This is a genomic window from Bradyrhizobium sp. T-12 (genome assembly GCF_058314695.1).
This window is the reverse complement of record NZ_CM177756.1, coordinates 2523134-2538504: the sequence shown is the minus strand read 5'-3', so window position 1 is coordinate 2538504 and position 15371 is coordinate 2523134. Positions and strand designations below refer to the sequence as shown.

Annotated in this window: 16 protein-coding genes; 7 read left to right on the top strand and 9 right to left on the bottom strand. The window is 65.8% G+C overall.

Going from position 1 to position 15371, the window contains the following annotated elements; genetic code table 11:
* Window positions 1–50: 50 nt before the first annotated feature.
* Entirely contained in the window at window positions 51–1412 is a 1362-nt protein-coding gene (locus tag AC0WRY_RS11950) for an NAD(P)-binding domain-containing protein (RefSeq protein ID WP_491123465.1), read from the bottom strand.
* A 61-nt stretch (window positions 1413–1473) separates the two neighbouring features.
* Entirely contained in the window at window positions 1474–1791 is a 318-nt protein-coding gene (locus tag AC0WRY_RS11945; RefSeq protein WP_194407171.1) for an ArsR/SmtB family transcription factor, read from the bottom strand.
* 121 nt (window positions 1792–1912) lie between these two features.
* On the opposite strand from AC0WRY_RS11945, the gene AC0WRY_RS11940 reads away from it, so the two are divergent.
* The 4 genes from AC0WRY_RS11940 (at window position 1913) to AC0WRY_RS11925 (ending at window position 4355) form a co-directional block, all read left to right on the top strand.
* Window positions 1913–2275, top strand: coding sequence for an ArsR/SmtB family transcription factor (locus AC0WRY_RS11940; RefSeq protein WP_491123146.1), 363 nt, complete (start codon window positions 1913–1915; stop codon window positions 2273–2275).
* 75 nt (window positions 2276–2350) lie between these two features.
* A complete protein-coding gene (arsB, locus tag AC0WRY_RS11935; RefSeq protein WP_491123464.1) occupies window positions 2351–3406 on the top strand; it encodes an ACR3 family arsenite efflux transporter in 1056 nt (351 codons plus the stop codon).
* A 17-nt stretch (window positions 3407–3423) separates the two neighbouring features.
* The gene (arsC, locus tag AC0WRY_RS11930) at window positions 3424–3825 is read left to right on the top strand and encodes an arsenate reductase (glutaredoxin) (protein WP_491123145.1); all 402 of its coding nucleotides are present in this window, start codon (window positions 3424–3426) and stop codon (window positions 3823–3825) included.
* A 122-nt stretch (window positions 3826–3947) separates the two neighbouring features.
* Window positions 3948–4355 carry a GFA family protein gene (locus tag AC0WRY_RS11925; RefSeq protein WP_491123144.1) on the top strand — a complete coding sequence of 136 codons (408 nt, stop codon included), beginning with the start codon at window positions 3948–3950 and terminating at the stop codon, window positions 4353–4355.
* Window positions 4356–4373: 18 nt separating this feature from the next.
* Here AC0WRY_RS11925 and AC0WRY_RS11920 read toward each other — a convergent pair whose 3' ends face one another.
* The 7 genes from AC0WRY_RS11920 to AC0WRY_RS11890 all read right to left on the bottom strand — a co-directional run bounded on the left by AC0WRY_RS11920 (window position 4374) and on the right by AC0WRY_RS11890 (window position 13002).
* The gene (locus tag AC0WRY_RS11920; RefSeq protein WP_491123143.1) at window positions 4374–7562 is read right to left on the bottom strand and encodes an efflux RND transporter permease subunit; all 3189 of its coding nucleotides are present in this window, start codon (window positions 7560–7562) and stop codon (window positions 4374–4376) included.
* A complete protein-coding gene (locus AC0WRY_RS11915) occupies window positions 7559–8980 on the bottom strand; it encodes an efflux RND transporter periplasmic adaptor subunit (RefSeq protein WP_491123142.1) in 1422 nt (473 codons plus the stop codon). The genes AC0WRY_RS11920 and AC0WRY_RS11915 overlap by 4 nt, the downstream gene beginning before the upstream one ends.
* A 62-nt stretch (window positions 8981–9042) precedes the next feature.
* A complete protein-coding gene (locus AC0WRY_RS11910; protein ID WP_491123141.1) occupies window positions 9043–9435 on the bottom strand; it encodes a FixH family protein in 393 nt (130 codons plus the stop codon).
* 99 nt (window positions 9436–9534) lie between these two features.
* Complete coding sequence (locus AC0WRY_RS11905; RefSeq protein ID WP_491123140.1) at window positions 9535–10011, bottom strand: hypothetical protein; 477 nt, start codon at window positions 10009–10011, stop codon at window positions 9535–9537.
* A 20-nt stretch (window positions 10012–10031) separates the two neighbouring features.
* Window positions 10032–11018 (bottom strand): tripartite tricarboxylate transporter substrate binding protein, encoded by a 987-nt coding sequence (locus tag AC0WRY_RS11900; RefSeq protein ID WP_491123139.1) that lies wholly within the window; start codon window positions 11016–11018, stop codon window positions 10032–10034.
* A gap of 69 nt (window positions 11019–11087) precedes the next feature.
* Window positions 11088–11993, bottom strand: coding sequence for a VOC family protein (locus AC0WRY_RS11895; protein ID WP_491123138.1), 906 nt, complete (start codon window positions 11991–11993; stop codon window positions 11088–11090).
* A gap of 16 nt (window positions 11994–12009) precedes the next feature.
* A complete protein-coding gene (locus AC0WRY_RS11890; protein ID WP_491123137.1) occupies window positions 12010–13002 on the bottom strand; it encodes a zinc-dependent alcohol dehydrogenase family protein in 993 nt (330 codons plus the stop codon).
* 112 nt (window positions 13003–13114) lie between these two features.
* Here AC0WRY_RS11890 and AC0WRY_RS11885 point away from each other — a divergent pair, with 112 nt between their 5' ends.
* The 3 genes from AC0WRY_RS11885 to AC0WRY_RS11875 all read left to right on the top strand — a co-directional run bounded on the left by AC0WRY_RS11885 (window position 13115) and on the right by AC0WRY_RS11875 (window position 15370).
* Window positions 13115–13816: an FCD domain-containing protein gene (locus AC0WRY_RS11885; protein ID WP_194407161.1), complete on the top strand. Its 702-nt coding sequence runs from the start codon at window positions 13115–13117 to the stop codon at window positions 13814–13816.
* A 91-nt stretch (window positions 13817–13907) separates the two neighbouring features.
* Window positions 13908–14771 (top strand): fumarylacetoacetate hydrolase family protein, encoded by an 864-nt coding sequence (locus AC0WRY_RS11880; RefSeq protein WP_491123136.1) that lies wholly within the window; start codon window positions 13908–13910, stop codon window positions 14769–14771.
* 20 nt (window positions 14772–14791) lie between these two features.
* Window positions 14792–15370 (top strand): amino acid synthesis family protein, encoded by a 579-nt coding sequence (locus AC0WRY_RS11875; protein ID WP_491123463.1) that lies wholly within the window; start codon window positions 14792–14794, stop codon window positions 15368–15370.
* Window position 15371: the final 1 nt, after the last annotated feature.

The window sequence follows — 15371 nt, the reverse complement described above, 5'->3', positions numbered from 1 at the left end:
TCAGCGGCGCCCCGCTCAAGCTCCGAATGCTCTCCTCCCGTCTGATCGCGTCATGAGCAGCCACACCCGGCGCGGCCTGCCTTCTTGGCCGATTCATCCGCCGCGCAGCAAGCCGAGAGATCCTGCTTCGCCGGGCCGCCGCAGCATCCCGCATCGGCCGTCTCGACCCCACCCCGCGTGCAGACGCCGGTCTCCGGCAGCACGAGCTCGACCCGAGCAGCGGCCTTCTTGTCACCTGAGATGTCGGCCGCGATCGAGCGGACCTGCTCGTATCCGGTCATCATCAGGAAGGTCGGCGCACGGCCGTATGACTTCATGCCGGCAAGATAGAAGCCCGGCTCGTCGTGCGCGAGCTCGCGCGCGCCGTGGGGACGGACCGTGCCGCAGCTGTGCTCGTTGGGATCGATCAGCGGCGCGAGCGCCACAGGCGCCTCGATGGCCGGATCGAGCCGCAGCCGCAATTCGGACAGGAACGATAGATCGGGACGGAAGCCGGTGGAGACGACGAGTTGATCGGCCACCACACTTCGCGCACCGCAGCCGCTGCCAGCCGAAATCTTCAGGCGACCTTCGGCCTCCCCGAGATGCGTGACTCCAAATTCGCTCTCCACCTTGATCTTGCCGGCGGCGACGAGTGCGGCAAAGGCCGAGCCCAGTTCGCCGCGCGCGGCCAGCTTGTCATTGCGGCCGCCGCCGAAGGCCTTGGCGGGATCGGCACCGCGCAACAACCAGATCGCTTGCGTGCCCGGTACCTCGCCCGCGAGCTGCGCGAGATCGATCAGCGTACCGACCGCCGAATGGCCGGCACCGAGCACGGCAACGGTCTTGCCGGCATATCTGGCGCGACCCGTGCCCCGCACATCCGGCATGCCATAGGAGATGCAGTCGGCCCGCTCGCGCTCGCCAATCGCAGGCAAACCGTTGCTGCCGGCGGGATTGGGAGAGAACCAATTGCCTGACGCGTCGATCACGGCATCAGCACGCAGCACCTCGGGACCCCTGCCGTTCTGATAACGGATCTCGAACGGCGCGTGCTCCCTCCCCTTCGTCTTCGCCTTGTCGAAGCCGGCGCGGCTGATCGCCGTGACGCGGCTCGAAGTCCGGATCGCCTCGCGCAGCTTCGTGCGCGTGGCGAGCGGCATCAGATATCGGTCGATCAGCTCGCTGCCCGTCGGATAGGATTGAGGGTCCGGCGAATTCCACCCCGTCGGCGCGAGCAGGCGCGCCGACGCCTTGTCGATATTATACTCCCACGGCGAGAACAGCTGGACATGCTGCCACTGTCGGACCGCGTGCGCGGCCTCAGGGCCGGCCTCGAGCACGATGGGAGACATGCCGCGTTCGAGCACATGTGCGGCGGCAGCAAGGCCCACCGGCCCGGCTCCGATGATGGCGACCGTCTTGGCGCTGATCTTGGTGCTCACTCCGACTTCTCCCATATTTCTAGAATCATCGAACAAATTCGTAAAAGAATCACGCCGCCGTTTGCGCCCCCTTGCATCCGACTTCGTCGGCGCAGCATTCCGCCGCCAAGAAGGCCACCAGGCCTCGCATCGCGTCAAAATTGGCGTGGCAGATCAGCGTGGTCGATTCCCTGACCTGGCTGACGAGCCCGACCGCAACCAGGGTCTTGATGTGATGCGACAGCGTCGACGCCGGGATCTTCAGCTTGTCCTGCAGGCGGCCGACGGGCATGCCCGCGTGCCCGGCCCGGACCAGGGCCCGGTAGATCTGGAGCCGGGTCTGATTGCCCAGGGCTTCCAATCGTGCTGCTGCGTCGGCGATCTTCATGGCAGTAACGCTGCGCCTGTTCTGCCTGCGCGTCAACCATATTTCTAGAATGTTCGAATTAATGCACGCCGCTTCGGAATTCCGATTGACCCGCCGGAAACATTTCCGTAAATCTGGATATATGGAATCAGAAGAAGCCGTCCTCGCCCTTGCCGCGCTGGCGCAGCCGACGCGCTTGGAAGCCTTCCAAACGCTGGTCAGGCATGAGCCTGACGGCTTGGCCGCCGGCGACCTCGCCCGCCTGCTGGAAGTGCCGCAGAACACGCTGTCTGCGCATCTGGCGATCTTGAGCCGGGCGCGCCTCGTCAGTTCCGAGCGGCACAGCCGCTCGATCGTCTACCGCGCCAATCTCGGCGAATTCCGCGACGTCGCGCTGTTCCTGCTGCGCGATTGCTGCGGCGGACGCCCGGAAGTCTGCAATCCCGTGGTCGAGACGCTGCAAGCCTGCTGCGCGCCGAAACGGAGGGAGCGAAGCCGTGCCTGACCAGGTCTACAATGTGTCGTTCCAGTGCAGTGGCCATTCGGCGCGCTCCATCCCGGCAGCGCGGGTGGCGTGACGATGGGCATCTTTGAACGATACCTCACTCTGTGGGTCGCGCTCTGCATCGTCGTCGGCGTGGCGCTGGGGCACGTCATGCCCGGATTCTTCGGCACGGTCGCGGCCGCCGAGGTCGCCAAGGTCAACCTACCGGTCGCCCTGCTGATCTGGCTCATGATCGTACCCATGTTGTTGAAGATCGACTTCGGTTCGCTCGGTCGGGTCCGGGAGCACTGGCGCGGCGTCGGCGTCACCCTCTTCATCAACTGGGCCGTGAAGCCGTTCTCGATGGCGCTGCTCGGTTCCTTCTTCATCGGCCATCTCTTCGCGCCGCTGCTGCCGGCCGGGCAGATCTCGTCCTACATCGCCGGCTTGATTCTGCTGGCGGCCGCGCCCTGCACTGCGATGGTGTTCGTGTGGTCGAACCTGTGCGAGGGCGAGCCTCACTACACGCTGAGCCAGGTCGCCCTGAACGATTTGATCATGGTGTTCCTGTTCGCTCCGCTGGTGGGACTGCTGCTGGGAGTCGCCTCGATCAGTGTCCCCTGGGGCACGCTGCTGCTCTCCGTCCTGCTCTACATCGTGGTTCCCGTGATCGTCGCACAGCTGTGGCGCAAGGCGCTGCTGCGGAATGGCGTGGCCGGTTTCGACCGCGTCATGCGGCTGCTGCAGCCTCTGTCGCTGGTGGCGCTGCTCGCGACATTGGTGCTGCTGTTCGGCTTCCAGGGCGAGCAGATCGTCAGGCAGCCGCTCGTCATTGCCATCCTCGCCGTGCCGATCCTTGTCCAGGTCTATCTCAATGCGGGCCTGGCGTACTGGCTGAGCCGACGGTTTGGCGTCGCCTGGTGCGTCGCTGCTCCGGCCGCCCTCATCGGCGCGAGCAACTTCTTCGAGCTGGCGGTTGCCGCGGCGATCAGCCTGTTCGGCCTCGACTCCGGCGCCGCGCTGGCAACCGTGGTCGGCGTGCTGGTCGAGGTCCCCGTGATGCTGTCGGTTGTCCGCATCGTCAAGGCGACCCGGGGCTGGTATGAGGGAGGCGCTGGCAGAGCCCGGGCGGCCCTGGAAGCGCGCCAGTGAGTTGCGGAGAACCGATCATGAGCGTCACGATCTATCACAACCCCGCCTGCGGCACCTCGCGCAACACGCTGGCGATGATCCGGCAGAGCGGCACCGAACCCGTCGTGATCGAATATCTGAAGACGCCGCCCTCGCGCGAGACGCTCAAGGAGCTGATCGAGACAATGGGCGTTTCCGTGCGCGCGCTGCTGCGCGAGAAGGGAACGCCGTACAAGGAGCTCGGCCTCGAAGATCCCAAATGGTCCGACGACGAGCTGATCGACCAGATGCTCGCACATCCCATTCTCATCAACCGTCCGATCGTCGTGACCTCAAAGGGCACGCGGTTGTGCCGCCCATCGGAAGCCGTCATCGACCTGCTGGACAATCCCGTCGGCCGCTTCGTCAAGGAGGACGGTGAAGTGGTGGAAGCGCGATAGACGGGTCGATGGCAGCAGCTGTCACGCGACAGTAGGACGCAAGCGCAAACCGATTGCATCGTTGATGCCGCAAATCGCGGACGCTATCGATCGGCAAAGCAATATCCGGTCGGGAGAGACGCATGAGCACCATCACCGGCGGCTGTCACTGCGGCGCGATCCGTTATGAGGTCGAGGGCGAGGCGATCGTGCATGCGCTGTGCCATTGCCGCGATTGCCGCCTCCATGCCGGCGCACCTGTCGTTGGCTGGACGATGTATGCGGATGGCGCCGTCAAACTGACCAAGGGCGAGCCCAGGATCTACAGCTCGTCGGAACACGGCCGGCGGCACTTCTGCGGCGATTGCGGCACCGGCCTGTTTTACGTCAATGCCAGCCTGATGCCGGGCGTGATCGACATCCAGAGCGCGACTTACGACGATCCCGAGGCCGTGCCGCCCACGATGCAGATCCAGGTCGCCGAGCGCCTGCGCTGGATGGAGCACGCGCATGAATTGCCGGCGTTCGAGCGCTTTCCGCCGCAGCCGTAGTACCCTGCGACGCTGATCTTACTCCGCCGCTTGCGACGCCTGCACGGCGCTGACCGCTTCAACGGCGTGGTTATCGGCCAGCGCCGGCTGCTCGCCATCAGGCAGTCCCCGCCCCTTCACCAGGCCGAAGATCGCGGGGATCACGATCAGCGTCAGCAGGGTCGACGAGATCATGCCGCCGATCATCGGCAGCGCGATGCGCTGCATGATCTCCGATCCCGTTCCGGTGCTCCACATGATCGGCAGCAGGCCGGCCATGATGGCGACCACGGTCATCATCTTGGGCCGAACGCGCTCGACCGCGCCGACCATGATGGCGTCGTGAAGATCGGCACGGATGAAGACCCTGCCCTCGGTGCCGCACCTTGCCTTCATCTCGGCCAGCGCGTGGTCGAGGTAGATCAGCATCACGACGCCGGTCTCGGCGGCAACGCCCGCGAGCGCGATGAAGCCGACGGCGACCGCGACCGACAGGTTGAAGCCGAACCACCACATCATCCAGATGCCGCCGACCAGCGCGAACGGCAGCGACAGCATCACGATCAGGGTCTCGGTCAACGCCTTGAAATTCAGGTACAGCAGCAGGAAGATGATCGTGAGCGTCACGGGCACCACGATCTTCAGGCGCGCGGCGGCGCGCTGCAGATATTCGTACTGTCCGCTCCAGACCACATAGGTGCCGGCGGGAAACTGGATGCTCTCCGTCACCGCGCGTTGCGCGTCCGCGACGTAGCTGCCGATGTCGCGATCGCGGATGTCGACATAGATGTAGGTCGCGAGCTGGCCGTTCTCGGTCCGGATCGAGGTCGGCCCACGCGCTGGCTCGACCTTGGCGACTTCGCCGAGCGGCACGGCGCCGCCCGCCGGCATCGGCACCAGGATTTCGCTGGCGATCGCCTTGGGATTGTCGCGGAGGTCGCGCGGATAGCGCATGTTCACCGTGAAGCGCTGCCGGCCCTCCACGGTCGTCGTCACCGTCTGGCCGCCGAGCGCAGCAGCGATGGTGTCCTGAACGTCCTGGATAAGGATGCCATAGCGCGCGAGCGCTTCGCGGTCCGGCACGATCTCGAGATAATAACCGCCGATGCCGCGCTCGGCATAGGCCGAGGACGTGCCCGGGACGGTCTTGATCACGCGCTCGACCTGCCGTGCAAGCCGGTCGATCTCGACGAGATCGGTGCCCATGACCTTGACGCCGACAGGCGTGCGGATGCCGGTGGACAGCATGTCGATGCGCGCCTTGATCGGCATGGTCCAGGCGTTGGAAACACCGGGGAATTGCAGCGCCTTGTCCATCTCAGCGATCAGGCTGTCGACGGTGACGCCGGGGCGCCAAGCCTCGTTCGGCTTCAGATTGACCACCGTCTCGAACATCTCGGTCGGCGCCGGGTCGGTCGCGGTCGCCGCCCGTCCCGCCTTGCCGTAGACCGAGGCGACCTCCGGGAACGACTTGATGATGCGGTCCTGGGTCTGCATCAGCTCGGCCGCCTTGGTGACGGAGATGCCGGGCAGCGTGGTCGGCATGTAGAGCAGCGTGCCCTCGTTCAGCGTCGGCATGAATTCGGTGCCGAGCCGGCCTGCCGGCCAAGCGGTGACCGCGAGCACTGCGACGGCGGCGAGGATCACCAGCGTCTTGGCGCGAAGCACGCCCTTGATGACGGGCCGGTAGATCCAGATCAGGAAGCGATTGATGACATTCCTGCCCTCCGGCACGATCCGGCCGCGGACGAAGATCACCATCAGCGCCGGCACCAGCGTGACGGACAAGAGGGCCGCAGCGGCCATCGAGAACGTCTTGGTGAAGGCGAGCGGACTGAACAGCCGCCCCTCCTGCGATTCCAGCGTGAAGATCGGCATGAACGACACGGTGATGATCAGCAGGCTGAAGAACAGCGCAGGACCGACTTCCGAGGCGGCATCGATCAGGATTTGCACGCGCGACTGATCGGGCTTGGCGCGTTCGAGATGCTTGTGCGCGTTCTCGATCATGACGATCGCTGCATCGACCATGGCGCCGATCGCGATCGCGATGCCCCCTAGGCTCATGATGTTCGAGCCGAGGCCGAGCAGCTTCATGGCGCCGAACGCCATCAGCACGCCGACCGGCAGCATCAGGATCGCGACCAGCGCGCTGCGGACGTGCAGCAGGAACACGATGCAGACCAGCGCGACGACGATGCTCTCCTCGAACAGCGTGTGCTTGAGCGTGTCGATCGCCGCGTAGATCAGGCTGGAGCGGTCGTAGACCGGGACGATCTCGACCGATGCCGGCAGGCTGCTCGCGATCTCCTTGAAGCGTCGCTTGACGTTCTCGATGACGTCGAGGGCGTTGACGCCGAAGCGCTGCAGCACGATGCCGCTTGCGACCTCGCCCTCGCCGTTCAGCTCGGTGATACCCCTGCGCTCGTCCGGTCCGAGCTCGACATGGGCAACGTCGCGGAGCAGCACCGGCGTGCCGTTGCTCGTCTTCAGCACGATGTTGCCGAGATCGTTGATGCTCTTGATGTAGCCCTTGCCGCGGATGACGTATTCGAACTCGGCGAGCTCGACGGTGCGCCCACCGACATCGGCGTTGCTGGCGCGGATCGCGTCGCGGATCTTCTGCATGCTGATGCCGCGATCGCGCATCCGCTGCGGATCGAGCACCACGTTGTACTGCTTGACGAAGCCGCCGATGCTGGCAACCTCGGCGACGCCTTCGGCCTTGGCCAGCGCGAATTTCAGGTTCCAGTCCTGGATCGTCCTGAGGTCGGCGAGATTCAACTCTTTCGACATCACCGCGTACTGATAGACCCAGCCGACGCCGGTGGCATCGGGCCCGATGGTCGGGCTGACGCCGGCGGGAAGCCGCGACGCCGCGCCGTTCAAAAACTCCAGCACGCGCGAACGCGCCCAGTAGATGTCGGTGCCGTCCTCGAAGATCACGTAGACGAACGACACGCCGAAGAAGGAGAAGCCGCGCACGACCTTCGATTTCGGCACGGTCAGCATCGCCGTGGTCAGGGGATAGGTCACCTGATCCTCGATCACCTGCGGCGCCTGGCCGGGATATTCGGTGTAGACGATGACCTGGGTGTCGGAGAGGTCCGGGATCGCATCCAGCGGCAGATGGATCAGCGCATAGAGACCGGCGGCGGCCGCAAAGCCGGTACCGAACAGCACCAGCAGCAGATTGCGCGCCGACCAGGCGATGATGCGGGCGATCATTTGTGCTCTCCCGCGGCGTGGCCGGATTCGGACGCCTGCGGCGCTCCTTCCGCAAAGCCCTTGAGCGCGGCCTTCAGATTGCTTTCCGCATCGATCAGGAAGTTGGCGGAGGTGACCACTGCCTCGCCGTCCGCGAGTCCGTCGCGCACCTCGATATAGCCGCCGCCGCGCCGGCCAAGCTTCACCTCGCGCGGCTCGAAGCGGCCCTCGCCCTTGTCGACCAGGACGGCCTGACGCGCGCCGGTGTCGAGCACCGCGCTGTCCTGGATCGCCAGCACGGGCGCGCCATCGGCCGTGTCGATGTCGGCATCGACATACATGTCCGGCAGCAGCGCAGCATCGGGATTGGCGAGCTCGATGCGGACGCGCACCGTCCTGGTGTCGCGGTTCACCTGCGGATAAACCACGGCGATCTTGCCGCTGAAGATGCGGCCGGGAAAGCTCCGCGCGCGCACCGCCACGCCCTGCCCGACTGCGATCGTGCCGAGATCGCGCTCGGCGACGTCGACCAGCGCCCAGACCAGCGAGATATCCGCGATCCGGAACAACACGTCGCCGGGATTGGCGCGCATGCCTTCGATCGCGCTGCGTTCGAGCACGATGCCGTCGCGCGGCGCCGACCAATGCACGGTGACGGGCGCGACGCGCGTCCGCTCCATCTCGGCGATGATTTGTTCGGGCACGTTGAGGTTCATTAGCCGCTGCCGCGAGCCGCGGCCATACATCTCGACGCCGCCCACCGTCTTCGAGGTAATCGTCGCGAGATATTCCGCCGCGGCGGAGGCGACCGCCGAACTGTAGATCTCCATCAGCGGCTGGCCTGCCCTCACGCGCGTGCCGGTGGTGACGTCGGCAACCTCTTGCACGAAGCTTTCGGCGCGCATCGCGATCACCGAGATGCGGCGCTCGTCCAGCTGGATCGTGCCGGGCGCCTTGACCGAGACGCGGATCGCGCGCCGTTCGACGGGCTCGGATTTCACGCCGGTACGTTGAATCTTGCCCGGCGAGAGTTTTACCGTGCCGTCGTCGACCTCGTCGCCTTCGTAGACGGGGATGTAGTTCATCCCCATCGGGTCCTTCTTCGGCACCGGCGAGGTGTCGGGCAGGCCCATGGGATTGCGGTAGTAGAGGATCCTTCGCGATGACGCCGCCTGCGGCGGCTTTGGTGCCGCAGCGGCGGCTTGGCCGTCCTCGTAGACCGGCAGATAGTCGCGGCCGCGGTCATCCTTCTTCGGAGCGGCGGACCAGAACGGCGCGCCGCTGGGATCGCGGTAATAGAGCGGAGCCCGGTTCGCCTCGGCCACAGCCGGCGTTGCCTCGGCGTAAACGGACCAATGCCCGTCGAACAAGGCCCATGTCGCGCCCAGCGCGAGGCCACCGCCCAGCGCGAGAACAGTCAGGAGACGCAGCGTTGTCATGATGTGATCGTGTCCATGTGAAAGGGACAGAGAAGTGCGGACGCCGCGGGGCGTCCGAACGCTCACTTGATCGCCGTGACGATCACCTTGCCGGTGACGGTCTCAGCCTCGCCCTGCACCTTGGCCGACAGCGTGACCTGGTAACGGCCCGCCATCGGCAGGTCGGTCCTGAAGGCGTAGACGCCCGGCTCCTGCGACGGCAACGGCGCCACGGCCGATTCCATCTCGGCCATGCCGTCCGGGGCCATGTCGACGCGGGTCTTGAAGATGACGGCGTCCGCCACCGGCTTGCCGGTCTGCTTGTTGGTCAGGCGCACCGAGAGCGTGACGTCGTCGCCCTTCTTCATTTGCGTCGTGACGGGCTCGAAGGCGTAGTCGCCGGCGCCCGCCATCGCGGCGGATGCGGCAAGCGAAAGGGTGGCGGCGAGCGCCGCTGTGCTGAATCTGGCAAGCATTGTCTTGTCCTCATGATCTGATCTTCGCCGTGGCGCAGGAAGCGCGCACGTCAGTTCTCGCGCGCGGGCATGCCGCACGTGTCTTTGGGCTTGGCGAGATCAGATTCGAGGAGGTCGGAAGGGAGGAGGGCCGCCGCGGACGGAGACGACCTGGTCCTCAGGGATGGGAAGCGTGCTCGCCGCGACGGCGAAATGCCCGAAGACGACGGGCCTGACGTCATCGAGCGCAACGAGCCCGCCGACGCAGCAGAAGCCCATCCCGCATTTGTAGCCGCCCGTGGAGGAGGCCGGTCCCTTCATGTCGGGGCAGCAATCGTCCATCGCCATCTCGGCGTCGCCGCCCATCTGCATGGTCGCGTGCATGTCGTCCGACGACGTGGCAAGGCTTGATGCGGACACGCCAACCGGCAGCATCGCCAGGGAGATGGCGATGGCAAATGCCAGGATGGTACGGACGAACCGCATCTGGATGAATTTACCTTTCGGGCCGCAATGCCTTCTTCCTAGCATATCCCAGAGCCAGCGGCGCTTGTTGATCCGGATCAAGCATTCGTGAGCAGGGAGCCCGGCCGGCATCGCGCGGTCCCCTGCCCGGCTCAGATCCGCGGGATCTTTGCCCGCTCCACCACGCCGGTCCATTTGGCGATCTCGGTCTCGATCAGCTTCTTCATCTCCTCCGGCGAGCTGCCGCGGACCTCGCCGCCGACGGCCGTCTCCAGGCGCTGCTTGAGCTCGGGATCCCTCAGCGCATCCAGCGTTGCGGCATTGAGCGCGGCGATGATGGCGGGCGGCGTTCCCTTGGGGGCCAGCAGGCCGGCCCAGGTGCGCACGTCGTAGCCCTTGATGCCGGCCTCCTGCACCGTCGGGACATCGGGCAGCAACGCGGTGCGCGCCGGCGAGGTCACGGCAAGGCCGCGGATCGCGCCGCTCTGGATTTGCGGGGCGAGCAGAACAGGCGTGCCGACGACGACAGGAACCTCGCCGCCGAGCAGCGCGGTGGTGGATTGGGAATCGCCGCGATACGGCACGTGCACCATCTCGATTCCGGCGGTGGCGTTGAGCAATTCGCCCGCGAGGTGATGGGTCGAGCCGAAACCCACCGATCCGAAGCTGAGCGAGCCGGGTTTTGCCTTGGCGATCGCAATGAGCTCGCCCAGCGATTTCGCGGGATAGTCGTTGCGCACGGCGATGACGAGCGCGTAGTAGACCAGCGTCGAGATCATCTCGAAGCTGTCGGCCGGCTGATAGGCGAGGCTCTTGTAGGTCGCCGCGGAAATCGCGTGGGCGCCGGTGACGAGCCCGAGCGTGTAACCGTCAGGCGCCGCCTTGGCGACCGCGTCCGCCGCGATGTTGCCGCCGGCGCCCGGCTTGGCCTCGACGATGACCGGCTGGCCCAGCTTCTTCGACAGTCCGTCGGCGATGATGCGCGAGAGCGTGTCGGCCGCACCGCCGGCGGCAAAGCCATGCAGCAGGCGGATCGGACGCGACGGATAATTCTCCGCCGATGCCGGACCGGTCAGACAACTGGCAAGAAAAACGCCGAGCAGAAAAATGGCCGCAGCAAGCCGCTTCATCCCTCGCATGGATGCTTCTCCCCTTGATTGTTCTATCGTTGGCCGCAGCGTGTGCGGCGTCTTCAAGTCGTGATCGCGCTAGCGCGCGAACTCCGTGCATTCAGGCGATGGCGGCATGCCCCAGACGTCGCGCGGCAGCCCGACCCAGACCTTCGGCCGCTGCGGGCGATCGCGGTGCCAGGGACGCGGCTCGAAATAGCCGAGCTCCTCGTCCACCATCCGGTCGAGATCATGGAACAGCTCGACCAGGTGGCCATCGGGATTGCGGTGATAGATCGCGGTGTTGTGGCCGGGGCCGTGACGCACCGGCCCCCAGAGCACGGGCAGCTTGTGCCGCGCGAGATGATCGCAGGCACGATGCATGTGGTCGGGGCCCCGCAGCTCGAAGGCGAAGTGATGAAGACTGCGGACGGGCGCGCGGGCAAAATTGAGCGTGTGATGCTCGAAGCCGCTGCGCATGAACACGAAGCGGTCCTCGATCCAGTCGGAGACGCGCAGGCCCATCACGTTCGCGTAAAACTCCGAGGCGGCTTTCGGGTCAGGCGTGCGCAGCGCGACATGGCCGAGCTTGCTGACGGCAAACCCGCCGATTCGCTCCTGCGCGGGCGTCGGCGTCCAGCCCTGGATCAGCTCGAAGCGCGTGCCTTCCGGATCGGTAAAGGACAGCAGTCTGGAAACACCGGGCAACGGATCGCTCCGCAGCTCGGGCCGCAGATCAGCCTGCTTCAGCGCGGCGCCCAGTGCGTCGATCTGGACCTCCGGGGAGATTTCAAAGGCGATGCTGCCGAGCGCGGCATCGCCAGGCTCGATCACGAGCGAGAGCTGCTCGGACTCGCTGGCGAGGAACAGGCGATCGCCATCGCGGGCAACGAGGCCAAGGCCGATCACGCCGCGATAATAGTCGAGCAGCCGCTCCGGATCCGGCGAGGTGAAGGTCGCGTGCCGCAGCCGGGTGAAGCGTGCAATGGGTGCTTGTGTGCTCATCGTGCAATCCACCCCTTCATGGAATCATGATGATCTTGCCGAGCGCCGAGCCCTGCTCCAGCAGCGTATGCGCTTTCCTGACCTCGTCGAGCCTCAGCACGGCCGAGATCGCCGGCTTGATCGCGTTGCGGCCGAGCGCATCGATCACGCTGCGCATCAGGGCGCGGCGGCCGTCGCGATCGTGGTCGTAGATGTGGAAGGAGAAGCATCGTATCGCCGGACAAATGTCGAGATGGTTGCGCATCGCCGCCATCAGGTTTTCTTCCGGAAGTCCCGCGAAGGCGTTGTAGGACAGCAGCGTGCCCCATTTGCCGAGTGCGCCAAGATAGCCGGTGAACTCGGGACCGCAGACATGATCGAGCACGAGGCCGACGCCCTCGCCCCCCGTCAGCTCGCGGGTGCGCGCCACCACGTCCTCGCTGCGGTAGAAGATGATGTGATCGGCGCCGTTCGCTTTCGCGAAGGCAGCCTTCTCCTCGGTGGAGACCGTGCCGATCACAGTCATCCCGGCGAGCTTGGCCAGTTGCACCAGCGCGGTGCCGACGCCGCCGGCGGCGCCAATCACCAGCACGCTGGCCGGCGAGCGCGGATGGCGGCACTCGTGCAGCAGGGCATAGGCCACCTGGTAGTTCGACAGGCACCCCGCGGCTTGCAGATCGACATTGTCGGGCAGCGCGTGAACGGCATCCGCGGGCGCGACCACATAGTCGGCGTAGCAGCCGCCGCGCTGGGAGAGATCGCGCGCGCTCAGCAGCACCTTCTGGCCGATCGCAAAGCCTTCGACGCCGGAGCCGAGGGCGGAAATGCGCCCCGCGACGTCATTGCCGGGATTGGCCGGCAATGGCGGCATCCATTTGTAGACGCCGCGCCGGATCAGCACGTCGGGCTGACCGACTCCGAACGCCTCGGCCCGGATCTGCACCTGGCCGGCGCCGGGCGCAGGCACCGGAAGCTCGACCATTTCGAGTGCATCCGGCCCACCCGGCTGACGCACCAGCACCGCTCTCATGACGTCCTCAGCCTCCCAAGCCGTATTTTCGAAAATCATACTCATTACGAAAATTATTGCAAGATGGTCGTTGGCACGGCATCTTGAGCCATCGATTCAATGGCAGATCTCCATGGCTGACAGCGCCGTTCGCCCGCGCAAGGAATTCGGCAAGACCATCGCCGCCGACATCACGCATCGGCTGCGCGAGGAGATCATCGCCTGCGCGCTTGCGCCCGGCGAGCCGTTGCGCTTCGACGTGCTGCGCGAGCGGTTCGGCGCGAGTTTCACGACACTGCGGGAGGCGCTGACCGCGCTCGCCGCTGAAGGCCTGGTCGACGCCCAGGAGCAGCGCGGCTTTCGCGTCGCGCCGGTCAGCCGCCAGGATCTGATTGAGGTCACCGACGCGCGGGTGCTGATCGAGGTGGAGTTGATCCGCCGGTCGATCGAGCGCGGCGACGACGACTGGGAAATCGCTGTCATCTCCACGCTGCATCGCCTCAAGCGGATCGAGCAGCGCGATCCCGAGCATCCCCTGCGCGACCCCGAATGGAAGATCGCGCATCGGCAATTCCACCAAGCACTGGTGTCTGCTTGCGGCTCGGCGACGTTGCTCGCCATTCGCGCCGAACTGTTCGACCGTGCCGAGCGCTACCGGCACCTGTCGGCCAATTTCCGGCCGCGCCCGCGCGACAAGGCCGGCGAGCACCAGGCCATCATGCAGGCCGCGATCTCGCGCAACGCCGATCTCGCCGTGCAGCTGATCGAGACCCATATCCGCACCACCGCGGATAATGTCGCAAAATACGCCGCCCACCTGCTCGACAGCGATTAGGCGATGGCATTTTCACAGGGCGGGCTTGCGCCTCGGCTCATTTTCGAAAATAATAGATTAGATCGAAAATAGGAACCCTTGGGGCGAAACCATGAAGCTGCTGTCGTTCTTGGATGGAAATCGGGAAAGCTGGGGCGCCGTTGTCGAAAACGGCGTGGTGGATCTGGGCCGCGCTCTGCCCCAATACCCCACGCTTGCGGACTTCCTCGGCAGCGATGACTACGCCAAGCGCGACGCCATCGTCGCCCAGCACAAGCCGACGCTGGCGTTGAGCGACGTCAAATACCTGCCGGTGATCCCGCGCCCCGAGAAGATCGTCTGCGCGGTCCGCAACTATCTCGACCACCACAACGAAGCCGTGGCGTTCGGCATGAAGCGCGAGATCACGGAGTTTCCGCCAATCTTCCTGCGGGTCTGGCGCTCCCAGGTCGGCCACAACGCGCCGGTGATCCGGCCCAAAGTCTCGGACAATTTCGACTGGGAGGGTGAGCTCGCCGTGGTGATCGGCAAGGGCGGCCGTCACATCAGCCAGGCCGACGCCTGGACTCACGTTGCGGGCTACTCGATCTACAACGACGTCAGCGTGCGCGACTGGCAGCGCCATGCGCAGCAGATCGCCTCCGGCAAGAATTTTGTCGGCACCGGCCCGTTCGGTCCGTGGCTGGTCACGCCGGACGAGATCGGCGACCCGACGAAACTCAAGCTGGAGACGCGCGTCAACGGGGCGACCGTGCAGTCCTCCGACACCTCGATGCTGATCTTCTCGATCCCGCGGCTGATCGAATATTGCTCGACCATCTTCGACCTCGTGCCCGGCGACGTCATCGCGACAGGCACGCCGGCCGGCGTCGGCTTCACCCGCAAGCCGCCGGTCTTCCTCAAGCCGGGCGATGTGGTCGAGGTCGAGATCGAGAATATCGGCGTGCTCCGCAATCCCGTCGTGGACGAGGCGTAAGACGTCGCATGTCCCAAGACATGTCTTACGACATTCGCAAGACCGCGCTCGGCGTCGAGACCGTCTGGCACGAGCGCGGCCCCCGGCTGGAGAAGCCGCTGCTGGTCGGCACCGCGATTGCCGTGATCCGCAATCCCTTCGCCGGCCGCTATGAGCCGGACCTGATGCCGTTCCAGGCGTCCTTGCGCGGCCTGGGCCGCGAGCTCGCTGGCGCACTGATCGCGCAGCTCGGCGGCGCCGAGCGCATCGAGGCCTATGGCAAGGGCATCATCGTCGGCGAGGACGGCGAGCTCGAGCACGGCGCGGTCTGGCATGAAGCCGGCGGCCAGGGCATGCGCGCGGTGTTGGGACAACCGAAGGCGATCGTGCCGGCGGCAAAGACCATCGGCGGTCCCGGCACGCGGCTGATGGTGCCGCTCGGCCACATCCACGCGTGTTACGTCCGCAGCCATTTCGGCACGGCGGAGATGACGCTGTGGGACGCACCAAGACGTGACGAGATCGCCTTCGGCCTCGTGATGGCAACCGGCGGCCGCCCCCACGCTCGCATCGGGGGCCTGAAGGCATCCGAGATCTCCGTGCACGACGGGCAGCGCTGAG